This is a genomic window from Microbacterium sp. T3-8 (genome assembly GCF_055398145.1).
The window spans coordinates 3117720-3138911 of sequence record NZ_AP027918.1; the positions used below are offsets into that span (position 1 = coordinate 3117720).

General features: G+C 71.0%; 19 protein-coding genes. 11 read left to right on the plus strand and 8 right to left on the minus strand.

Translation table 11 applies throughout. The features are described 5' to 3' along the window. Window positions 1-66: 66 nt before the first annotated feature. On the minus strand, window positions 67-3543 hold the full coding sequence (locus tag ACZ5Y9_RS15000) for a bifunctional proline dehydrogenase/L-glutamate gamma-semialdehyde dehydrogenase (protein ID WP_464471691.1): 3477 nt from the start codon (window positions 3541-3543) through the stop codon (window positions 67-69). A 144-nt stretch (window positions 3544-3687) separates the two neighbouring features. On the opposite strand from ACZ5Y9_RS15000, the gene ACZ5Y9_RS15005 reads away from it, so the two are divergent. The 3 genes from ACZ5Y9_RS15005 (at window position 3688) to ACZ5Y9_RS15015 (ending at window position 7105) form a co-directional block, all read left to right on the plus strand. Continuing rightward, window positions 3688-4572, plus strand: a complete 885-nt coding sequence (locus ACZ5Y9_RS15005; RefSeq protein WP_464471692.1) for a LysR family transcriptional regulator — start codon at window positions 3688-3690, stop codon at window positions 4570-4572. Window positions 4573-5074: 502 nt separating this feature from the next. After that, the gene (locus ACZ5Y9_RS15010; protein ID WP_464471693.1) at window positions 5075-6787 is read left to right on the plus strand and encodes an HNH endonuclease signature motif containing protein; all 1713 of its coding nucleotides are present in this window, start codon (window positions 5075-5077) and stop codon (window positions 6785-6787) included. 111 nt (window positions 6788-6898) lie between these two features. After that, window positions 6899-7105 carry a CsbD family protein gene (locus ACZ5Y9_RS15015; RefSeq protein ID WP_247624651.1) on the plus strand — a complete coding sequence of 69 codons (207 nt, stop codon included), beginning with the start codon at window positions 6899-6901 and terminating at the stop codon, window positions 7103-7105. Window positions 7106-7205: 100 nt separating this feature from the next. Here ACZ5Y9_RS15015 and ACZ5Y9_RS15020 read toward each other — a convergent pair whose 3' ends face one another. Then, entirely contained in the window at window positions 7206-7370 is a 165-nt protein-coding gene (locus ACZ5Y9_RS15020; protein ID WP_247624650.1) for a hypothetical protein, read from the minus strand. A 154-nt stretch (window positions 7371-7524) separates the two neighbouring features. Between ACZ5Y9_RS15020 and ACZ5Y9_RS15025 the strand changes: the two genes are divergently transcribed. The 3 genes from ACZ5Y9_RS15025 to ACZ5Y9_RS15035 are packed head-to-tail and all read left to right on the plus strand — an operon-like array spanning window position 7525 to window position 10393. Further along, complete coding sequence (locus ACZ5Y9_RS15025; protein ID WP_404597408.1) at window positions 7525-7791, plus strand: DUF7218 family protein; 267 nt, start codon at window positions 7525-7527, stop codon at window positions 7789-7791. A gap of 9 nt (window positions 7792-7800) precedes the next feature. Beyond that, window positions 7801-8934, plus strand: coding sequence for a carboxylate-amine ligase (locus tag ACZ5Y9_RS15030; protein ID WP_464471694.1), 1134 nt, complete (start codon window positions 7801-7803; stop codon window positions 8932-8934). A gap of 49 nt (window positions 8935-8983) precedes the next feature. Beyond that, complete coding sequence (locus tag ACZ5Y9_RS15035) at window positions 8984-10393, plus strand: MFS transporter (protein ID WP_464471695.1); 1410 nt, start codon at window positions 8984-8986, stop codon at window positions 10391-10393. Between the two features lie 206 nt (window positions 10394-10599). Here the strand turns inward: ACZ5Y9_RS15035 and ACZ5Y9_RS15040 are convergent, their stop codons facing one another. Both ACZ5Y9_RS15040 and ACZ5Y9_RS15045 read right to left on the minus strand, forming a co-directional pair. Next, window positions 10600-12777, minus strand: a complete 2178-nt coding sequence (locus tag ACZ5Y9_RS15040) for a glycoside hydrolase family 10-like protein (RefSeq protein ID WP_464471696.1) — start codon at window positions 12775-12777, stop codon at window positions 10600-10602. Between the two features lie 124 nt (window positions 12778-12901). Continuing rightward, complete coding sequence (locus tag ACZ5Y9_RS15045; protein ID WP_464471697.1) at window positions 12902-13471, minus strand: NADPH-dependent FMN reductase; 570 nt, start codon at window positions 13469-13471, stop codon at window positions 12902-12904. 105 nt (window positions 13472-13576) lie between these two features. On the opposite strand from ACZ5Y9_RS15045, the gene ACZ5Y9_RS15050 reads away from it, so the two are divergent. From ACZ5Y9_RS15050 to ACZ5Y9_RS15060, 3 genes are all read left to right on the plus strand, one after another. After that, window positions 13577-14398: an endo alpha-1,4 polygalactosaminidase gene (locus tag ACZ5Y9_RS15050; RefSeq protein ID WP_464471698.1), complete on the plus strand. Its 822-nt coding sequence runs from the start codon at window positions 13577-13579 to the stop codon at window positions 14396-14398. Between the two features lie 92 nt (window positions 14399-14490). After that, window positions 14491-15447, plus strand: coding sequence for a hypothetical protein (locus ACZ5Y9_RS15055; protein ID WP_464471699.1), 957 nt, complete (start codon window positions 14491-14493; stop codon window positions 15445-15447). 113 nt (window positions 15448-15560) lie between these two features. Then, window positions 15561-15737: a hypothetical protein gene (locus tag ACZ5Y9_RS15060; protein ID WP_247956826.1), complete on the plus strand. Its 177-nt coding sequence runs from the start codon at window positions 15561-15563 to the stop codon at window positions 15735-15737. Between the two features lie 179 nt (window positions 15738-15916). Here ACZ5Y9_RS15060 and ACZ5Y9_RS15065 read toward each other — a convergent pair whose 3' ends face one another. The 4 genes from ACZ5Y9_RS15065 to ACZ5Y9_RS15080 form a co-directional block, all read right to left on the minus strand. Continuing rightward, window positions 15917-16129 (minus strand): DUF6458 family protein, encoded by a 213-nt coding sequence (locus tag ACZ5Y9_RS15065; RefSeq protein WP_247624641.1) that lies wholly within the window; start codon window positions 16127-16129, stop codon window positions 15917-15919. A 139-nt stretch (window positions 16130-16268) separates the two neighbouring features. After that, a complete protein-coding gene (locus ACZ5Y9_RS15070; protein WP_404597402.1) occupies window positions 16269-16862 on the minus strand; it encodes a TetR/AcrR family transcriptional regulator in 594 nt (197 codons plus the stop codon). 4 nt (window positions 16863-16866) lie between these two features. Beyond that, complete coding sequence (locus ACZ5Y9_RS15075) at window positions 16867-17415, minus strand: hypothetical protein (protein ID WP_404597401.1); 549 nt, start codon at window positions 17413-17415, stop codon at window positions 16867-16869. A gap of 99 nt (window positions 17416-17514) precedes the next feature. Further along, window positions 17515-18459 (minus strand): LacI family DNA-binding transcriptional regulator, encoded by a 945-nt coding sequence (locus tag ACZ5Y9_RS15080; protein ID WP_247633932.1) that lies wholly within the window; start codon window positions 18457-18459, stop codon window positions 17515-17517. A gap of 112 nt (window positions 18460-18571) precedes the next feature. Here ACZ5Y9_RS15080 and ACZ5Y9_RS15085 point away from each other — a divergent pair, with 112 nt between their 5' ends. Beyond that, window positions 18572-20134 (plus strand): mannitol dehydrogenase family protein, encoded by a 1563-nt coding sequence (locus ACZ5Y9_RS15085; protein WP_464471700.1) that lies wholly within the window; start codon window positions 18572-18574, stop codon window positions 20132-20134. Further along, window positions 20131-21135 (plus strand): L-idonate 5-dehydrogenase, encoded by a 1005-nt coding sequence (locus ACZ5Y9_RS15090; protein ID WP_464471701.1) that lies wholly within the window; start codon window positions 20131-20133, stop codon window positions 21133-21135. The genes ACZ5Y9_RS15085 and ACZ5Y9_RS15090 overlap by 4 nt, the downstream gene beginning before the upstream one ends. Window positions 21136-21192 lie beyond the last annotated feature (57 nt).

Below are 21192 nucleotides of genomic sequence, written 5' to 3' on the forward strand. Positions count from 1 at the left end.
GAACGCGGGGGAAAGCGACGAAGGCCCGCCCCGTCGTGACGGGGCGGGCCTTCGAACGTGCGCGAGTCAGGCCGTGAGCGTGGGGATCTCGTAGCGGCGAGGGGTGCCGAAGCGGTGCGCCGAGACCGACACGGCCTGCTCGCGCAGGTACGGGAGCATCTCGATGCGACCGGCGGTGAGGACCGGCTGGCCGTAGACCGCGACGGCCGGGGAGCCGCCGGTGCGGGCCGCGGTGTCGGCCATGCTGCCTCCGACGAGACGGATGCGTCCACCGGTCTGCGCGAGGCGAGCGGCACGGGCGGTCCAGGCGGTGCCGTTCTCGACCGCGATCGCGACGCCGGCGGCGCGCAGCCACGACGACACGGATGCCGGCAGGTCGGCCGCCGCGCTCACCGTGAGCGCCGCTCCCGTGCGGAGTCCGGCCGCGAGGGCGCGGATCGCGTGCACGGTCGTCGCGTCCTCGATGCGCACCGTGACGGGCACGGCGTCGTAGCGCAGAGCGTTCTGCTCGGTCTCGAGGCCGGTCGCATCGACCACGGCGCCGAACTCCGCGGCCCATGCGGCCACGTCGGTCGACAGCGCGCCGGCGAGCCAGGCCGCATCCTCGCCCGAGAGGTCGCCGGCGGCGACGAGCGCGTCCTTCGACAGGGCATCGGTGGGGGCATCCGCGGCGATCGGGGCGTCGACCCAGTCGGACAGGCCGATGAGATAGCTCGGGCCACCCGCCTTGGTGCCGGCGCCGACGGCGGCCTTCTTCCAGCCGCCGAAGGGCTGACGCTGCACGATGGCGCCGGTGGTGCCGCGGTTGACGTAGAGGTTTCCGGCCTGCACGGTCGCGAGCCACTGGGCGACCTCGTCCTCGTCGAGCGAGTGCAGACCCGAGGTGAGGCCGTAGTCGATCGCGTTGACGAGGGCGGTGGCCTCCTCGAGCGTCTTCGCCGTCATGATGCCGAGCACCGGTCCGAAGTACTCCGTGAGGTGGAACGGGCTGCCGGCCGCGACACCCGAACGGATGCCGGGGCGCCAGTACTGCCCCTCGTCGTCGAGCTTCTGGGGCTTCATGACCCAGTTCTCCCCGGGCTCGAGCGTGGTGAGGGCGTGGAGCAGCTTGCCCTCGGCGGGTGCGATGAGCGGTCCGATGCGGCTGGAGCCGTCGCTGGGGGCGCCGACCTTGTAGGAGCCGACGGCGTCGACGAGCTGGCGGCGGAACCGCTCGCTCTCGGCGACCGTGCCCACGAGGATCACGAGCGAGGCGGCCGAGCACTTCTGGCCCGCGTGACCGAATGCCGAGTAGGCGACGTCCTTCGCGGCGAGGTCGAGGTCGGCGCTGGGGGTGACGATGATCGCGTTCTTGCCGCTGGTCTCGGCGAGCAGGGGCAGGTCGGGGCGGAAGCTGCGGAACAGCTCGGCCGTCTCGTATCCGCCGGTGAGGATGACGCGCTCGACGGCGGGGTGGCTGATCAGCTGCGTGCCGAGCTCGCGCTCCTCGAGCTGCACGTACTGCAGCACCTCGCGGGGCACGCCGGCCTCCCACAGCGCCTCGACCATGACCGCGCCGGATCGGGCGGCCTGGGCGGCGGGCTTGATCACGACCGGGGAGCCGGCCGCGAGGGCGGCGAGCGTCGATCCGGCGGGGATCGCGACGGGGAAGTTCCACGGCGGGGTGACCACGGTCAGTCCGACGGGACGGTGCTCCGCGCCCGCGATGTTCTCGGCGCGCTTCGCACTCTCGGCGTAGTAGTGCGCGAAGTCGATGGCCTCCGACACCTCGGGGTCGCCCTGCTCGAGCACCTTGCCGGCCTCCGAGCCCATGACCTCGAGCAGATCGGCGCGACGGGCTTCGAGCACATCGCCCGCACGGTGCAGGATCTCGGCACGACCGGCGGCGCCGAGCGCACGCCAGGCTTCTCCGGCGGCGACGGCCTCGGAGATCACGGTGTCGAGGGCCGCGGCATCCGACAGCGTGTGCGTGCGCACGGTCTCGGCGCCAAGCGTCGACGACTCCATGCGCGAGCGGATGCCGTCGCCCCACGCGCGGTTCGCGGCGAGGCTCGGGTCGGTGTCGGGGGTGTTCTCGAAGCCGTCGCGCGGGGCGGCGGGCGCTGCCTGCGTGCGGTCCTGCACGCGGTTCGAGCCGGGGACCTCGGTCGGCATCGACGCGATCGAGGCCAGGAAGCGGTCGCGCTCACGGGCGAAGAGCGCGGGCTGCTCGTCGAGGTCGAACACGGCCGACATGAAGTTGTCGGTCGACGCGCCCTCTTCGAGGCGGCGGATCAGGTACGCGATCGCGACGTCGAACTCGGCCGGGTGCACGACCGGCGTGTAGAGCAGCAGCGAGCCGACGGTGCGGCGCACGACGGTGGCCTGCGCGGATGCCATGCCGAGAAGCATCTCGAACTCGATCCCGTCGGTGGCGCCGCGCCGGTTCGCGAGCAGCCAGGCGAGGGCGATGTCGAAGAGGTTGTGACCGGCGATGCCGATGCGCACGTTGCCGATGCGGTCGGGGTGCAGGGCGTAGTCGAGCACGGCCTTGTACGAGGCATCCGATGCCTCCTTGCTGTGCCAGGTGGCGAGCGGCCAGTCGTGCGACTCGGCGTCGACGCGCTCCATGGGCAGGTTCGCGCCCTTGACGACGCGCACCTTGATCGGCGCACCGCCGGAGGCCGTGCGGGCCGCCGACCACTCCTGCAGGCGGATCATCGCACCGAGGGCGTCGGGCAGGTAGGCCTGCAGCACGATGCCGGCCTCGAGCGAGCGGAACTCCTCGCGCTCGAGGATCGTCGTGAAGACCGCGATCGTGAGGTCGAGGTCCTTGAACTCCTCCATGTCGAGGTTGATGAACTTGCCGCGCTTCACGGCGATGCGGTACAGCGGGGCGAGGGCGTCGACGGCGTGCGCGACCGCGTCGTCGAAGGCCCAGGGGCTGTGCGGGGCGACGGTGGAGGAGACCTTGATCGAGACGTAGTCGACGTCGCTGCGCTCGAGCAGGCGACGGGTGCCGTCGAGGCGGCGCGCGGCCTCCTCCTCGCCGAGGATCGCCTCGCCGAGCAGGTTGACGTTGAGGTGCACGCCGTCGGTCGACTTGATGCGCGTGATGGCCTTGCCGAGCTTCGCGTCGGTGGCGTCGACGATGAGGTGGCGCACCATGCCGCGGAGCACCCGGCGGCTGATCGGCACGACGATGCCGGGGAACGCGGGGGCGAGTGCGCCGCCGAGCTTGATGAGCCCGCGCAGCGCGCCGGGCAGGAATGCCGGGGTGAGCGGCACGAGGTCGCGAAGGTTGGCGGCCGCGACCCTGAGGTCTTCGGGGCGCACGACGCCGTCGACGAAGCCGACCGTGAAGTCGAGGCCGTTCGGGTCGCTCAGCACACCGGCGAGGCGCTTGGCGGCGGTGTCGGCCGGCACCTCGCGGCTCTCGACGAGCCAGCGCTGGACGAGTGCGACCGCGTCGTCTGCGAGGGCGGCGAGCTCTGCGCTGCCGGTCGGGGCGGTCTCGGCCGGGGCCGTCTCGGCCGGAGCCGTCTCGGGAGTGGTCTGCGTCATCGGGGGTCCTCTTCGTCTGAGCTCGTACGCCGAGCACGCGCGCGGGTGGGTGCGACTCTCAGTGTGGGGCGCGGCATCCGTTATGAAAAGCGAACGTTTACGATGGGTACTGTTCGATGTCTTCGATGCTTTCGGGAGGTCTCCGTGTTCGAGCTGCGCCGCCTGCGCCTGCTGCACGAGTTGCACCTGCGCGGCACGATCGCCGATGTCGCCGCGGCTCTGTCGTTCAGCCCCTCGACGGTGTCGCAGCAGCTCGCTCAGCTCGAGCGCGAGGCCGGGGTCGCCCTGCTCGAACCCGACGGCCGGCGGGTGCGCCTCACCGCGCGTGGCCGCCTGCTCGCCGCGCACGCCGCGCGCGCGCTCGAACTCGACGAGGCCGCCCGCGCCGAACTGTCGGAGGAGGCGCCGGCGCAGGTGCGCATCGCCGTCATGCCCACGGCCGCGGAGGCTCTCGTGCCCCCGGCGCTCTCGCTGCTGGCCGAACGGATGCCGGGGCTCCGTCTCGAGATGGTGGAGCTGCCGCCCGAGATCGCTCTCTTCGAGCTGCAGGCCCGGGCGTTCGACTTGGTCGTCGCCGAGCAATACCCCGGCCACACGCGGGAGATCGCCGAGGGGATCGACCGCACATTGCTCGGCGTCGATCCGATCCGACTGGCCGTGCCCCGCGGGGATGCCGCGCACGGGCTGGAGGACCTGCGCGATCGGGCGTGGGTGCTCGAGCCTCAGGGCGCCGCGGTGCGACGATGGGCCGTGCAGCAGTGCCGGGCCGCGGGGTTCGAGCCCGACGTGCGCTTCGAGGCCACGGATCTCGTGTCGCACGCCCGGCTCGTCGCCGCCGGTCATGCCGTCGCGATGCTGCCCGATCTCGTGTGGACCGGAGGGCGGACGACCGTGAGCCTGCGGGAGCTGCCCGGGTCGCCCGTGCGCGAGATCTTCGCCGCCACCCGCGCGTCGTCGCGCGACGACGCGGCGATCACAGCGGTGCGCGACGCGCTGGCCGATGCGCTGTCCGCCCACGAACCGCGCTGACGGCGGGTGGCTGACGGCGGGTGGCTGCGCCCGGTTGCTGGGCCCTGTTGCTGGGCGGGGGCGGCGGGGGCGGGCGCTGGGCAGGCGGGCACTGGGCTGGCGGGCGGGCTTGGCTCCCACGACGCGAGCGAGCAGCGAGATGGAGCGCCGTGCTCGACGCTGGGCCCATGGACTTTTCGAGGCGACCGTGCCGTTCACGCTCCGATTCCTGAGCGAGCGCAGCGAGACGAAGGGCCCCGCCTGCGTACCCCCGGTTCCTGAGCGAGCGCAGCGAGACGAAGGGCCGCGTCCTTGTCGCTACTGGGTCCCTGAGCTCGTCGAAGGGCCCTGCCCCGCCCCTGTCGCCGCTGGGTCCCTGAGCTTGTCGAAGGGCCCCACCCCGCATGCACTCGTTCTACACCGCTGCCGTGTTGTTCCGAGTTCTCCACCATTCGCGTCGATATCGCCTTTCGCCTGGGGTTTTCGTGTCGGAGTGTCGGTGGCTGCTGGTGGACTGGGACGTATGAACAGCACCGCCGAAGTCCTGGACCGGGTCGCCGCCGACCTGGCCGCGGTGCTGCGCGCGGACGCGCTGGCGGCGCTGTCGGATGCCGAGAAGATGCAGGTCCTCCGCGCCGCTGGCGAGCTCGCCCGCCGGGTGGATGCGGTCATCGTCGAGACGCTCGGATCGGTCGATCAACGCCCGGCCGGATCGGGAGAGTTGGCGTTCTGCGGACGGTTCGGATGCCGGACGATGAACGAACTCGTCCAACGAGTACTCCGCACGGACGCGGCCGGAGCGGCACGGGTCGTGAAAGCCGGGAAGATCGTCCGCCGGGAGGTGGACTTCTCCTCCGGTGCGCTGCTTCCCGCCCGATGGCCCGCCATGCGGGAAGCGTTACTGAACGGGGCCGTCGGGGTCGCGGGGCTGCTCGCCGCGACCGGCCCTGTCGAGCAAGCCGGCGTCCGGATCGGTGTGGCGGACCGGTTGCATGCGGATGCCGAACTGGCCGAGTACGCGCGCGGGCTCGTCGCCGTCGAGAGTGCGGATGGGGCCGCGGACACCGATGCCGATGGATGCGGCGACGCTGATGCCGGCCCTGGCCGCGGGCTCGAAGCAGGCCCACCCGCTACGCCCGAAGATCTCAAGGTCCTGTCGCGGGTGATCGTGACCTACCTCGACCCCGACGGCGCGGAACCCGCCGAAGAGCGCGCGATGCGCGCCCGGGGGATCGTCCTCGGGCGGGTGAAGGACGGGGTGATCCCGATCCGCGGGTCGCTGCTGCCCGAGACGGCGGGGCAATTGCAACGCATCTGGGACGCGTACCTGAACCCGAAAGTCGACGGACCACCCATCCCCGAGGCACCGCAGCCTGCTGTGGGCATGGCCAGTGGGGTGCGGTTCGTTACCTCCGCCGACGAGACGATGTTCGGCACGGATGAGCACGCGCTGAACGGTGAGGCGCATGGTTTCCTCGCTGACGACGTCCTCCCGCCCGACGACCTTCTCCCGTCGGGTGATCCCAATGGCATGGTCGATGACCGTTCCCGCGCGCAGAAGCAGCACGACGCCCTCGCCGCCGCCCTCGGGATCGCCGCCCGGCACAGTGACATGCCCTCCCTCGGCGGCGCCGCCCCGACCCTCGTCGTGTCGGTGACCGCGGAGGACTATGCGTCCGGGCGAGGGTGGGCGCACGTCGACGGCATCGACGCCCCGGTCTCGCTGACCACGGCCCGGCACACGGCGTGCGGCGGGAGCATCCAACGCGTCACCTCCGACCCCACCGGGCGCATCATCGGCATCGACACCACCGACCGGGTATTCACCGCCCACCAACGCCGCGCGATCACGCTCCGTGACCGCGAATGCCTCATCCCCGGCTGCCACGTCCCCGCCGCCTGGTGCGAGATCCACCACGTCACCGAACACTCCCGCGGCGGACCCACCAGCACCGACAACGGCGTCACCCTCTGCTGGCACCACCACCGCACCCTCGACACCTCCGGCTGGACCATCCGCATGCACAACGGCACACCCCACGTCCGCGGACCCGCCTGGTGGGACCCCCACCAACGCTGGCGAACACCCCGACCCGCACCCCGACCGGCACCACGGACCGCACCGCGGACTGCGACTACCACTGCCACTGCCACTGCCACTGCCACCACCACTGCCACCGCCACCGCCACCGCCACCGCCACAAAACAGCGAACCCGACCACCGATGCGCGCATGAACGAGCGCGCGACCTGTCACGCGCCTGACCGGTTGTCAATCCCGTGGTCGCCTCGCGCGGGCGGTGCGAGGGTGGCCATTCCAACGATCCCCACAAGGAGAGGAAGACGCCATGAGCGCGGGAGACGACATCAAGAACAACGCCGAGAAGCTGGCCGGAAAGGCCAAGGAGGGCGCGGGCAAGCTCACCGACAACGAGCGCCTCGAAGCCGAAGGTCGCGCAGACCAGACGAAGGCCTCTGCCAAGCAGGCGGGCGAGAACGTCAAGGACGCCGCGCAGAAGGCCGGCGAGAACGTCAAGGACGCGTTCGACCGCTGAGACCGAAGAACCCCGCTCCTCGGAGCGGGGTTCCGGCCCTCCGGCACGACGTCCGGACACAGAGGAGGCCCGCCACTCGGGCGGGCCTCCTCTTTCTGGTCTAGCTGCGGCGACTGCCGGTGATCGATCGGATGAGCCATGCGATCACGGCGATAGCGAGGAGCACGAGGCCCACCCACAGGAGGAACTGCAGAGACTGCACGAGTCCTCCGGTGATCGCGAGAATCACGGCGATGACGATGACGATGATGAGGAGGATGTTCATCGTTCTTCCCTTCTGTTCGAGGCGGGCGCCCCGAATTGCTGTAACCCTCACGCTAGGGGTCGACGCCCGCCGGGGCCGAGGGGGTTGACGCGGACACCTCCGGAATGCCAAGGGAATCCGAAATGCCAAGGGAAACAGAGGAGAGGACGACATCATGCCCGGACGACGCGACAGTTCACTGAAGGATCCGGAGCTCTACGAAGAGCTCCGCGACGACGGCGCCTCGAAGGAGAAGGCCGCCCGCATCTCGAACGCGGCTGCCCGCGACGGCCGCAAAGCCGTCGGCAGACGCGGCGGGGAGAGCGGCGACTACGAGGACTGGACGGTGTCGGAGCTGCGCGCCCGGGCGAAGGAGCTCGGAATCACCGGCTACAGCGGCAAGCGCAAGGCCGAGCTCATCTCGATGCTGCGGAACCACTAGGCGGCCTCGGTGACGCGCTTCGGCATCGAGGAGGAGTTCCTGCTGGTCGACCGGAGCACGCTCGTGCCGCTGGCCATGGCCGACGGCACCCGGGAACGGCTCGCACCCGAGGGCGACGGGCGGATCCTGCCCGAGTTCCTCACCTCCCAGTTCGAGTGCGTCACCGATCCCCTCTCGTCGATGGCGGATGCTGCGGCGCAACTGCGGAACCTGCGCGCTGCACTCGCAGCGCACGCCGCCCCGCTGGACGCCGTGATCGCCGCATCCGGCACGCCGTTCAACACCACGGGACGCGCGACGATCTCCGCGTCGCCGCACTACGACCGCGTCTCGGCGCAGCTCGGCGCGATCTCGCGCGGCCACGAGGTGAACGGGCTGCACGTGCACGTCGAGGTCGCGGATGCCGAGGAGCGCGTGCGGGCGCTCAACCGGGTGCGCGGCTGGTTGCCGGTGCTGCTCGCCCTCACCGGCAACAGCCCCTTCGCCGAGGGGGCGGCGACCGGTTTCGCGAGCTGGCGCAGCATCCTGATCCGTCGCCTGCCCGCGACGTGGACGCCGCCCTGGTTCCACGACCTCACCGACTACGAGGGTCAGGTGGATCGGCTGATCGCGCTCTCCGCGATCCCCGAACGGTCGTCACTGTCGTGGGCGGCACGGCTCTCGGACCGCTTCCCCACGGTCGAGTCGCGCGTGTGCGACGCGCAGCTCTCGATCGACGACACGCTCTTCGCGGCCGCTCTCACCCGCGCGATCGTGGTGGCCCACGACGGCCCTGCGTCGGCGGCCCCGGTCGAGCAGATCGACGCCGGGTTCTGGGTGGCCGCGCGGCACGGCATGGCGGCGACGATCACCGATCCCACGACGGGCGAGACGACGGATGCCTGGGCCGCGACGCACCGCCTGCTCGACGTCGTACGGCACGCGCTCGAGCAGCTCGGCGACGCGGAGTTCGTCAACGCCCACATCGGCCGCCTCCGGAGGGAGGGAACGGGCTCCGAGCGCCAGCTCCGCGCCCACGCGCACGACGGCCTGCGCGGCCTCCGACGGCTGCACCTCGCGGGGAGCGACACCGAAGAGTTCGCCGGAGACTTCCCCACGGAGTCCGCCACGGAGTCCGCCGCAGGATCCACCGAAGAGGAGTGAGTTCCCGGCATCCGCCCTCCACGTCCGTGGCCGGGAGTAGCCTTCGCCTGTGGCATCCTTCTCCGGCGTCCAGCGCCTGGTCATCTCGATCGCGGTCCTCGCGTCTTTCGTGACGTTCCTCGACGGCACCGTCGTGAACGTCGCGCTGCCCGCGATCAGCCGCGAGCTGGGCGGCGGCATCACGACCCAGCAGTGGGTGGTCGATGCGTACCTCATCACGTTGAGCGCGCTGATCCTGCTGGCGGGGTCGGTCTCCGACGCCTACGGCCGCGTGCTGGTGATGCGCGTGGGGCTCATCGCTTTCGGAATCGCCTCGATCGCGGTCGCCGCGGCCCCTGACCCGCTGGTGCTCATCATCGCCCGCGCGGCGCAGGGCGCGGCGGGCGCACTGCTGGTTCCGAGCTCGCTCGCCCTGATCACCGCGACCATGCGCTCCGATGTGCAGGCGCGCGCGATCGGGGTGTGGACGGCGTTCACGACAGCCGCTCAGCTGGTCGGCCCGCTCATGGGCGGACTCTTCGTCGACTACCTGTCGTGGCGCTTCGTGTTCCTCATCAACGTGCTGCCGATCGCCCTGAACCTGATCCTGCTGTCGCGGCTGAAGCTGGCCGAGAAGCCGAGCGGTCGCCGCGTCGACTGGGTCAGCGGGGCGCTGTGCGCGATCGGCCTCGGCGCCGTGGTGTTCGCGCTCATCGAGCAGCCCAACTACGGCTGGGGCTCCCCCGCCATCTGGATCCCGGGCATCGTGGGGGCCGCCCTGTTCGCGTGGTTCCTGCTGCGGCAGCGGGGCTCGGCCTCACCGCTCATGCCGCTGTGGCTCTTCCGCGTGCGCGACTTCGGCTGGGGCAACCTCGCCACCTTCTTCGTCTACGCCGCGCTCTCGCTCAACGGATTCGTCGTGGGCGTCTACCTGCAGCAGGGCGCGGGGCTCAGCGCCACCGCCGCCGGTCTCGCGAGCCTGCCCATGACGATCCTGATGATCCTCATCAGCTCGCGGGCGGGCGCCTGGGCCGGGCGATTCGGTCCGCGCATCTTCATGACGGTCGGCCCCGCGATCATGGCCGTCGGCGCCCTCATGCTGCTGCTCGTCGCCGAGGACTTCGACTACTGGTGGCAGGTGCTGCCGGCCATGATCGTGACGGGTCTCGGCCTCGCACTCACGGTCGCCCCGCTGACCGCCGCGATCCTCGGCGCGATCGATCAGAAGCACTCCGGTATCGCCTCGGCCGTCAACAACGCCGTCTCGCGCGTCGCCGGCCTCCTCGTCGTCGCGATGCTGTCGACGATCGTCGGCGGCATGCTCGACCTCGACGGGTTCCACAGCGCGGCCTGGGTCACCGCCGCGCTGCTCGTGCTCGGCGCGATCGTGTCGTGGATCGGCATCCGTCGCAATCCCGCCGAGATCGAAGACGCCGTGACCCCGACATCCGCCCCGTCCCCGGCAGCGCCCGCGGCCTGAATCAGGCCCTGCCTGCCTGATTCAGGCTTGCCCGCCTGAGCAGGATCTCGGAGATCTGCACCCATCTCGCACGAACGCGGCCGATTCCCTGCGGGATTGCGCGAATCTCCGAGACGACGCCACCGCCTCTTCCGCACGTCGGGATCGACAGGTCGGCCCGGAGAACCGGGGCGGCGACCCGTCGATCCCGCGAGCGGGGGCGACGCTCAGGCGCGGCGACGGCGGCGCAGTGCAGCTGCGCCCGTCGTCGCGGCACCGGCGGCGAGCAACCCGCCGGCCAGGAAGAGGGCGGCGGCCGGCACGTCCCCGCCGGTCGTCGCCAGATCGTCCTGGGCGCCTGCATCGGATGCCCCGCCCGACCCCGTTCCGGAGCCGGAGCCCGAGCCGTTTCCGGGGGTGCCCGGATCCACAGGGTCGACAGGATCCACCGGGTCCACCGGATCGACCGGGTCCACGGCATCCACGACCGCGACCGGCGCGCTCTCGACGGCCGCCGCGTCCAGTGCGGTCACCACCCAGCTCTCGCCCGCCGCGCGAGCCGCGGCATCCGCATCGCCAGCACCCGCACCACCGGCATCCGCACCGGCATCCGCATCACCGGCACCCGTGGGCAGCGGATACGCGAACTCCGCCGCACCCCCGGCCCACACGGTGTCGACCAGCGTCCCCGGAGCGGCCACGATCTCCTCGGCCGTCCCCGTGCCGCGGTAGATCGCGTACTGCCGGGCCTCCGCCGCATCACCGGCCGCCCAGACGAGGGCGCCATCGTCGACCGCCACATCCGAGGGCGACGCGACCGAACCGTCGGACAGCCACGGCTTCGCCGGCACGATCGTCGGGTGCGCGAACGCCTCGCCCTTCAACAGCTCGATCGCGGTGTTCTTCGCCTGGTTCCGGGGCTGCTGGTCGGCGGGCAGCGCGGCGATGTCACTCGGCTTCATGTCGTTGTAGCTGAACAGCACGCTGCCGTCGATGCCCTCGAGCTTCTGGTTGAAGCGGATCTGGTTCGGAACCTCTTCGGGGTTCATCCACGCGGCCTCCCAGCCGCCGTTGTTGACGTGCTTGTAGAGCGCGTGCCCGACGTAGATCTGGGTGCGGCTCTCGGCCGCGACATCGCTCCACCACTGCGCGAGCTCCCCGTAAGGGGCTGCCGCCTGGTCGAAGCTCCAGTAGATCTGCGGGGTGAGGTAGTCGATGAGCTCGTCCTGCACCCAGCCGCGGGTGTCGGCGAAGACGGCGTTGCTGTAGGTCTGCGACGACCCGACCGGAGTGTTCGACCCGGCGGGGTCGAGGGCCTTGTGCTCCCAGATGCCGAAGGGGCTGATGCCCAGCTGCACGGCGGTGCCGGCATCCGCGTTGTGCCCGTCGATCGCGCCAGCCACCTGCGTGACGAGACCGGTGATGTTGTCGCGACGCCAGGCCTCGATCCCGTCCTGCGTGTCGGGGTAGCCGGCCGTGAGCCCGAATTCCTCGAAGGTCGCGCGATCCTCGCCCTGGGCGCCGAAGAAGACGTTCACGCCGTCGACGGTGATCCGGTACGGGTAGAAGTAGTCATCGAAGTGGATCGCGTCGACGTCGTAGTTCTCGACGATCTCGGCGACGGATGCCGCGACGTACGCGGGCACCTCGGGCTGCCCCGGGTCGAGGAAGAGCTTCTCCTCGAAGGACAGCACCCAGTCGGGATGCTGCACCGCGAAGTTGTCGTCGGCGAGGATGCCGGCGCCGTTGAGCGCGGCGATGTACTCCGGGATCGTGAGGGCCTTCACCTCGTCGGCGGTGAGGCCGAGGGCCGTGAGGATCGCGGGCGCGGTCATCTTGGTGTTGGTGACCCGGTAGGGGTTGAGCCACGCGTGGAACTCCATGCCGCGGGCGTGGGTCGCGTCGACCATCTTCTGCAACGGGTCGTAGCCGGGGTCGGTGCCCTGCGGGCCGCCGAGGAACTCCGACCACGGGTTGAGCTCCGAGGGGTAGTACGCGTCGAGCAGCGGACGCACCTGGAAGATCACGGCATTCATGTTCCACGACGCGAAGTCGTCGAGCACGGTGGCGTACTTCGCGTCGAAGTCGGCGGCATCCGCGGGCTTGCCGAAGTTGAGGTTGCCGATCGTGCCCACCCAGGCGCTCGAGAAGCGTCGATTCTCGGGCTGGAGCGCGCTGGGGATGGCGACCTGTTCCCCGGAGCCCGGGAAGGTCTCGACCGGATCCGTGCCGTAGCCGTAGGCGCCCGAGGCGTCCTTCACGAACTTGTACAGAGGCTCCTCGTCGGGGGCGGCGGCGACGGCCGCGGCCGGGAGGGCGAGCATCAGCAGGGCGGCGGTCGCGGCGGCGGTGGATCTTCTCAACATCGAGTCCTCGTTCACTTCGGCGTTCACGGTGATAACCATTTCCACTCTCAGCATTGTTAGTGGAACTTACTAACAGCGTGCCACAGCATCCGCCCGATCACCACCCCCGCTCACGCAGAAGGGGCCCGCAGCCGATGGCCGCGAGCCCCTTCGAGACGAGCGATCAGCTGACGGGGCTGAGCGTCTTCGCGATGTGCGTGTGCACGGCGGTGAGCCACGAGAGGAGGAACTCGGTCGTCGACTCGTCGGTGACCTCGCCGTCGTCGGCGATGAGCCCCTCGCGCATGTGCACGTAGGCCTCCGGCTGCGCGAGTTCCGGCGACGCCAGGAAGGAGAGGATCGAGCGCAGGTGCTGCTGCGCGACGGCGGTACCGATCGCGCCGACCGAGGCGCCGATCACGGCGGACGGCTTGCCCGCGAAGCTGTTCTGGCCCCACGGGCGGCTCGCGGTGTCGAGCGCGTTCTTCAGCACGCCCGGCACCGAGCGGTTGTACTCGGGGGTGATGACGATGATCGCATCGGAGGCCTCGATCGCCTTCTTGAACGACGCGGCCTCGGCCGGGATCGCACCGTCGTTGTCGGCCGAGTAGAAGGGCAGGTCGACGAGCGGGATCTCGGTGAGGTTCAGGCCCGCCTGTGGCGCGAGCTTCACGAGCGCCTTCGACAGGCGGCGGTTGATCGAGGTCGAGGAGATGCTGCCGACGAGGAAGCCGACGTCGTACGTGGTGGTCATGAGGGGTCCTTCCCAATTACATGCAATTGCATGAAGATGAAACCACGTCCGCGGCATCCGCATTCCCGAATCGTCCGAACAGAATCGCCCAGTAGATTTGCTCACATGCGCGCCCGCCCCACCTCCGCTCTCACGATCGCTGTGCTGACGGTCGCCGCGCTCACGGGGTGCGCCACCACGGACGCCCCGGCATCCGGATCCTTCAGCGCGCCACCCGCCGGCGCCGCGCCCGACTACCAGCTGGGCGGCGCCTACGCACCGGCATCCGGGGTCGGGATCGTCGGGCGCGATCGCGCGGCCGAGCCCGCCGACGGCGTGTACTCGATCTGCTACGTCAACGGATTCCAGACGCAGCCCGGCGAACTCGACCTCTGGGACGACGACCTGCTGCTGCAGCGCGACGGCGCGCCGGTCTTCGACCCGGACTGGCCCGATGAGGCTCTCGTCGACACCTCGACGCCCGCGCAGCGCGAGCGCATCGCCGCCCTGGTCACCCCGTGGATCGAGGGATGCGCGGATGCCGGGTTCGACGCGGTCGAATTCGACAACCTCGACTCGTACACCCGGTCCGACGGTGCCCTCACCCTCGAGGGGAACCTCGCCCTCGCGACACTGCTCGTCGACGCCGCACACGGTGCCGGTCTCGCCGCCGGCCAGAAGAACGCCGCCGAGGATGCCGCGGTGCTGCACGACGAGGCAGGGTTCGACTTCGCCGTGACCGAGGAGTGCGCCGCCTACGAGGAGTGCTCGGCGTATACCGATGTCTACGGCGAGGCCGTGATCGACATCGAGTACAGCGACGAGCTGCCCCGCGCCTTCGCGGAGATGTGCGCCGACGACGAGTCGCCCGCCTCGATGGTGCTGCGCGACCGAAACCTCGTAACCCCCGACGACGAGGCATACGTGTTCGAGACCTGCGCCGGCTGACCTCTTCGGTGCGGGCCGATCTCTTCGACGCCGGCTGACCTCTCTGCGCGGGCTGACCTCTTCGGTGCGGGCCGCGCCGATACGGTGGGGGCATGCCCACGGATGCACGCGTGATCGCGATCCTCGAAGAACTGCCCGACCTCGCAGACGCCGGCGAACAGGACGGACGCCGGTGGTTCGCCCGCTGGAACGAGGGGGCGGTTCGGCTGCTCGACGATCAGCTGAGCGAGGTGAACGGACGGGCTCTCGCGCTCACCGAAGAGGTGCGTGTGCGCGCGGCATCCGCCCTCGATCGCCTGGTGCTCACCGCCGGCGGCGACACCGTCCTCGTCGGCGACGACACCGTCACGGTCGCGGGCCTCTCGATCGACTCCGCCGCGTTCGTCGGCGATCTCGTCGTCGCCACCGCGCCGGGTGACGACGGCGGGCATCGGGTGCTGCTGCTCGACCACGCGACGGGGGCGCTGCTCGATGAGCAGGCCGTCGACGCCGACGATGCGATGGCCGTCGTGCACCGGCATCCGATCGATCCGATCGCCGTGATCGAGCTGGCGATGGGGCAGGACGGATGCCTCGCCCTCCGCGTCGATGTCGATGTCGATGCCACCCGTCCGGCGGGGGCGCAGCTGCGGCTGACCGAGATCCTCTCAGGACACGACCCGGTGATCGCCGGGTTCCGCCCCGCCGGGGACCGACTGCTGATGGCTCCGTACCCGAGCGATCCCGAGACCGCCCGGGTGTTCGCGTGGCCGTCTCTCGACGAGGTCGGCCAGGTGTCGGCCGTCGACATCGATGCGGAGTACGGTTTCGGGCTCGCCGCCTGCTGGATCGACGACGACCGGGCGGCGCTCGTCGCACCGGAGGACGCGCTCGTGCTCACCGGTCCGGCGCTCGACTCCGCCGTGCGGGTCGACCTGTCGCAGATGCTCGGCGACGACGCGGAGATCGAATCGCTCACCCCTCTCGCCCCCGGCCGCATCGCCGCGGGTGTCTGGACCCCGGACGGGCGATCGACACGGGTGATCGAGTTCGCGGCACCGCGCGACTGAGGCGAGCGACACCCTTTCGTCCGCCTGTCAACGGGCGGGTGCCGATCGAGACGATGCGCGAGGCTGGGCATCCGCCCGGATCGACCGGCGGCCCGTCGACGAGAGGACACCCCATGAGCGACCCGAAAGCGTACCCCGACGACAGCGGCCCCTACGACGCCGCCGCGGATGCCGCCGCCGAACCCGCCGACGACGGCAAGGTCTTCACGGCCGACGAGGGCTCCGATCACGGCGCCCCGCACGACGGGGAGCAGGATCCGCTCGATCAGAGCGACAGCCTCGAGCGCTGAGACGCGCATCTCGCTGAACCCCGCGCCGCGCTGAGTCCCGCGCCGCGTCGAGACTCACCGAGCGCGCCGAGACTCACCGAGCGCGACGAGACCCACCGCTCGCGACGCGCGGGGCGGTGGGTCTCGACGACGGGGGTGGGTCTCGATGCGCCCGAGCGGCACCGCGAGGGTGCCGAGGGTCAGATACGGTCGTCCTCGACGACCGTCGTCGTGCCACGGGTGCGACCGCGACGGGAGACCATGACGATGATTCCGATGATGGCCGTGATCGCTCCGGCGGCCATGAGGATGTAGCCGACGAGGTCGAGGTTCACCCAGTCCAGCTGCACGTTCAGTGCGAACGCGAGGATCGCGCCGATCACGAAGAGGACGATTCCGGTTCCGATGCTCATGAGAGTGCTCCTTCCGGCATCCGACGATGCCGTCGCGCTTCATGCTTCCGGAATACCCCGGGCTCTGGAAAGGGCTTGACTTCGGCGCAGGCGTCGGGGCGCCCCGCGACGACGGCGCCCGATCCACGGAGACCGCGGCTCACCCGTCTTCGCGTCCGAGCATCCGGAAGTGCCGTTCCAGCATGGCCCGCGCGCGAGCACCCGCATCGGAGTCCGTGCTCCACAGCAGACGCAGCGCGAGCCCGTCGAGCAGCGCGTGGAGACGGTCGCCCTCGAAGGCGGCGTCGACCGACGCGGGCACCTCGCCCGCGCGCACGAGTTCTGCGATGGCGGCGTCGCACACCCGCCGCACCCCGCCGCTGAGCTCGCGCACCGAGGGAGCCAGCGAGCCGTCGGTCAGCGCCAGGCTGCCCAGCTGGAGCTGGACCATCAGCTCGGTGCGCCGCACCTCGTCGAGAGGGAGGAGTTCCTCGAGCATCGCGATCACGAGGCGCCCACCGTCGCCGTCGAGGCGCCGCAGGCGATCGGCGACAGCGGAGCGGATCCCGTCCAGGCAGAACGACCGCAGGGCCGCCTGCGTCGGGAAGGCGCGGCGGAGGGATGCCGTCGCGAGCCCCGCCTCCTCGGCGACCTTCCGCACCGAGAGCGCGACGAGGCCGTCCCGCGCGAGGACGCGCATCGCCGCCTCGCCGATCTCACGGTCGCGCTGCGCGTGGTCGATCAGCTTGGGCATGTCCTCACCGTACCGGGGCGGCCTCCGCGGGCGCCTTCTTCGGCCAGAGCGTGTAGCTGACGGCCCAGATCACGTCGACCGCCAAGACGATCCCGAGGATCCGGAAGAACCCGAGCAACTCGGCCGTGCGGTCGGGAGCCGCCACGATGGCGATGAGTCCCCCGAGGATCGCGGCCGCGATGGCGACCGCGAGCACGGTGCGCGCCACGTCCTTCCAGCAGGCCACCGTGTACGCCGCCCCCGTGAGCGGAGCACGGCGCGGCGCCCCGCGGAACCGCGTCGCGAACTTCGCGTCCAGCCACGCGATCATCCGATGCCCGTAGGCGATCGAGATGCCGATGTAGAGGGCGGCGAGACCGTGGTGCCAGGATGCCGTCGCCCCGCCGAGGAGGTCGACCGTGACGAGCGTCAGGAGTACGAGATCGATGAGCGGTGCGGCGACGAGGAATCCGACGCCGAGCCTCGGCCGGCGGAGCGGGTACCGCGCGACGAGGCCGGCGACGATCGCGACCCAGAAAGCGATCTCACAGGCGATGATGGCGACGAGGATCATCGGCGCGGACCCGGGGTGCGTGTACTCATGGCGTTAAGTTAGCACAGTCGTACTAACACGTCGGCAGGCAGGTGCCGGCACCGCATCGACGCCTGACGCCTAGGCTCGGCGGGGCGCGGCGGTGGAGGCCCGCACGATGAGCTGCGAGCTGAGCGTCGCGGCCTCTCCGACCACGGCGCCGGCGATCGCCTGCAGCAGCAGGTCGACACCGAGAGCGCCGCTGCGCTCGATCGGCATCTGCACGGTGGTGAGGCCCGGGGTCACGGCGCCGGCGAGATCGATGTCGTCGATGCCGACCAGGCTCACGTCGTCGGGGCAGGTGAGCCCGAGGTCGAGGAGCCCCGCCTCGAGGCCGATCGCGACGAGGTCGTTGTAGGCGACGACGGCGGTCGCTCCGCTGGCCGCGGCGAGCGCGGCGGCGGCTCGGCCTCCCTGGATCGACGCCTCGTGGTGGCTGAGCCGGGTGAGGCGGATGCCGTGGCGATCGCACGCGCGCTCGATGGTGTCGTATCGACGGGCGTCCGCCCACGAACCGCGGGGACCGGAGGCGTAGGCGATGTGCTCGTGCCCGAGCGCGAAGAGGTGCTCGATCGCCTGCGCCGGGCCGTGCTCGGCATCCATGAGCACGCTGGGGATGCCGTCGATCTGTCGGTTGACGACGACCGAGGGCGTGCCGCCGATGAGGGCTGTGACGTCGGCATCGGGCAGGCGCGGAGAGCAGAGCAGGATGCCGTCGAGCTTGCGGGCCTGCTCGATCTGCTCGCGCTCGCGGCGCAGGTCCTCGTCGGCGTCGAACAGCACGATGCGATGGCGCCCGTGCCACGCCTGGCCCTGGATGGCCTTCAGGAGCTTGCCGTAGACGGGGTTGGCGACGTCGGGCACGATCACGCCGAAGGTGCGGGTGGCGGTGCCCGCCTGGGGGTTCGCGTAGCCCAGGTCGGCGGCGGCTTCGAGCACGCGCTCGCGGGTGGTGGGGGCGAGGCGGTCGGGTTCTCCGAAGGCGCGTGATGCCGTGGCGATCGATACGCCTGCGCGCTTCGCCACGTCCGTCAATGTCGCTGCCACGTCCACCCCTCCGGTTGCCGTAATCCTATGGCACGTTCCCCACCATGAAACGGGCTTGACAAGTTTGTACAACTCATACACACTGCTTTACATGACGATCAACGCCGATCTCCGGATCCTGAGCCGCGCCACCCCCGCGGCCACCGCTCCGCTGGTCACCCCCACCGGCACCGGCATCCTGCACCTGGGTCTCGGCAGCTTCCACCGGGCGCACCAGGCGATGTACACCGCCGCCGCCATCGCCCAGGACGGCGGGGACTGGGGCATCATCGGCGCCGCCTCCCGCTCGCGCACCGTCGTCGACGCGATGCACGCGCAGGACTTCCTCTACTCGGTCGCCACCATCTCCCCCGCCGGCACCAGCCTCGCGATCCCCGGCGTGCACACCGACGCCTTCGTCGCCGGCGACGAGCCCGAGCGCGTGGTGGCCCACATCGCCGACGCCGGCATCCGCATCGTCACGCTCACCGTCACCGAGAACGGCTACAGCTACTCCCCCGCCACCGAGCACCTCGACCTCGACGACGAGACCGTGCGCGCCGACCTGCAGGGCGGCGCGCCGCGGTCGACGATCGGCCAGCTCGCCCGCGGACTCCAGGCCCGCGCCCGCGCCGGCGCCGAGCCGATCTCGATCCTCAGCTGCGACAACCTCGCCGCGAACGGCAAGCACACCGAGAAGCTTGTGCGCGAGTTCCTGCAGGCTCTGCCCGGCGGCGAAGCATCCGACGTCCTCGACTACCTCGACCGCGCCGTCACCTTCCCCTCGAGCATGGTCGACCGCATCGTGCCGTCGACCACCGCACGACTGCGCGACGAGGTCACCGGTCTCCTCGGCGCGGTCGACGCCATCCCGGTGCCGGGCGAGCCGTTCACGATGTGGGCCATCGAAGACGCGTTCGCCGGCGGACGGCCGACCTGGGAGGCCGGCGGCGCCGTCTTCACCTCGGAGGTCGCCCGCTACGAGCAGATGAAGGTGCGCCTCCTCAACGGCACGCACTCGCTCATCGCCTACCTCGGCGCACTGCGCGGGGTCGGCACGATCCCCGAGGCGATCGGCATCGACCGGATCGCGGATGCCGCGCGCGGCGTCATGCGCAGCGAATACGAGCCGTCGGTCGACGTGCCCACCGGTGTTGACATCCGCGCCTACGAGGCCGAGTTGTTCGAGCGCTGGGGCAACAGCGCCCTCGGGCACCAGACCCGCCAGGTGGGATCGGACGGCTCGGTGAAGCTGCGCCAGCGCATCCCGGAGCCCGCGCTTCTCGCGCTCGGACAGGGGCGGATGCCGCACCTCATCGCCCTCACGGTCGCCGGCTACCTGTCATGCCACGCCCCGCTCGGCGGTTTCGACCCCGGCGTGCACGCGGCCGCGATGACCGACCCCGCCCGCGAGCGCCTCGCCGTGCTGGCGTCAGGGGCACGCGACGGCGTCGACCTCGCCCGCCGCGTGATCATCGACCACCGTCTGTTCGGCAGCGAGCTCGCCCACCAGGACGCCTTCGCCGCACGCGTCGGCGAACTGGTCGACATAATCCGTCGCAGCGGCGTCGACGCTGCGATCGCCGACGCCCTCTCCGCCACGGAAGAGGGCATGCTCGAGAACGACCCGACCGATCCGAACGCCACGAACGCCACGAAGGAGGCCCGCCGATGAAGTCGCTCGTCATCCACGGCAAGGAAGACATCCGCTGGGACGACCGGGAGATCCCGGAGCCCGGTGCGGGCGAGGTGCGACTGCGCGTCGGCTTCGTGGGCATCTGCGGATCCGACCTGCACTACTACTTCCACGGCGCCAACGGCGAGTACATGATCCGCGAGCCCCTGGTGCCCGGACACGAGCTCTCGGGCGTCGTCGACCTCGACCCCTCCGGCCGCCTCGCCCCGGGCACTCCGGTGACGGTGCACCCGGCCCGCTACGGAGCATCCGTCCCCGGCCTCGAGGACCGCCCGCACCTGCGCCCCGGCGGCGACTACCTCGGCAGCGCCGCGGCGAACCCGCACCGTCAGGGCGGGGCGTCCGAGTACCTGATCGTCGAGGAGCACATGATCCGCGTGCTGCCCGACGGCCTGCCGCTCGAGCGCGCCGCACTCGCCGAGCCCCTGGCCGTCGCGCTGCACGCCGTGGGTCTCGCGGGCGATGTCAGCGGCAAGCGCGTGCTCGTGATCGGCGCCGGGCCCATCGGGCTGCTGGTGGTCGCCGCGGCCGTGCACGCCGGTGCCGGCGTCGTCGGCGCGAGCGACGTGCGCACCGAGCCCCTCGACCGCGCGCAGGCGCTCGGCGCGACCGAGGTCGCCCTCGTCGGCCGCGACACGATCGAGAACGAGTCGTACGACATCGTCTTCGAGTGCTCGGGCGTGGGCGTCGCCCTCACCCAGGCCGTGCGCGCCACCCGTCGCACCGGAACGATCGTGCAGGTCGGCATGCTCCCGAACTCCGACATCGGCGTGAATCTCGCGCCGCTGCTCGCCAAGGAGCTCACGATCCGCGGCGCGTTCCGCTTCTCGACCGAGATCGACGACGCCGTGCGCATGCTCGCGGAGTCGGATGCTCTCGACCCCGTGATCTCGCACGTGCTCCCGGCATCCGATGCCGTGAACGCGTTCACGATCGCGCGCGACTCCTCCGCCTCCGCGAAGGTGCTGCTCGCCCTCTAGCGCTCTCTCCCGTTACCCGCGGCCCCGCCGCATCCGACACCCCCCTTTCTGGTCCGA

Bases quoted from the DNA above. Each gene is read 5' to 3' on its own strand.
- ACZ5Y9_RS15000 (WP_464471691.1), bottom strand. From the start codon at position 3,543: ATGACGCAGACCACTCCCGAGACGGCTCCGGCCGAGACGGCCCCGGCC.
- ACZ5Y9_RS15010 (WP_464471693.1), top strand. From the start codon at position 5,075: ATGAACAGCACCGCCGAAGTCCTGGACCGGGTCGCCGCCGACCTGGCC.
- ACZ5Y9_RS15015 (WP_247624651.1), top strand. From the start codon at position 6,899: ATGAGCGCGGGAGACGACATCAAGAACAACGCCGAGAAGCTGGCCGGA.
- ACZ5Y9_RS15020 (WP_247624650.1), bottom strand. From the start codon at position 7,370: ATGAACATCCTCCTCATCATCGTCATCGTCATCGCCGTGATTCTCGCG.
- ACZ5Y9_RS15025 (WP_404597408.1), top strand. From the start codon at position 7,525: ATGCCCGGACGACGCGACAGTTCACTGAAGGATCCGGAGCTCTACGAA.
- ACZ5Y9_RS15040 (WP_464471696.1), bottom strand. From the start codon at position 12,777: ATGGTTATCACCGTGAACGCCGAAGTGAACGAGGACTCGATGTTGAGA.
- ACZ5Y9_RS15045 (WP_464471697.1), bottom strand. From the start codon at position 13,471: ATGACCACCACGTACGACGTCGGCTTCCTCGTCGGCAGCATCTCCTCG.
- ACZ5Y9_RS15050 (WP_464471698.1), top strand. From the start codon at position 13,577: ATGCGCGCCCGCCCCACCTCCGCTCTCACGATCGCTGTGCTGACGGTC.
- ACZ5Y9_RS15055 (WP_464471699.1), top strand. From the start codon at position 14,491: ATGCCCACGGATGCACGCGTGATCGCGATCCTCGAAGAACTGCCCGAC.
- ACZ5Y9_RS15060 (WP_247956826.1), top strand. From the start codon at position 15,561: ATGAGCGACCCGAAAGCGTACCCCGACGACAGCGGCCCCTACGACGCC.
- ACZ5Y9_RS15065 (WP_247624641.1), bottom strand. From the start codon at position 16,129: ATGAGCATCGGAACCGGAATCGTCCTCTTCGTGATCGGCGCGATCCTC.
- ACZ5Y9_RS15070 (WP_404597402.1), bottom strand. From the start codon at position 16,862: ATGCCCAAGCTGATCGACCACGCGCAGCGCGACCGTGAGATCGGCGAG.
- ACZ5Y9_RS15075 (WP_404597401.1), bottom strand. From the start codon at position 17,415: ATGATCCTCGTCGCCATCATCGCCTGTGAGATCGCTTTCTGGGTCGCG.
- ACZ5Y9_RS15085 (WP_464471700.1), top strand. From the start codon at position 18,572: ATGACGATCAACGCCGATCTCCGGATCCTGAGCCGCGCCACCCCCGCG.
- ACZ5Y9_RS15090 (WP_464471701.1), top strand. From the start codon at position 20,131: ATGAAGTCGCTCGTCATCCACGGCAAGGAAGACATCCGCTGGGACGAC.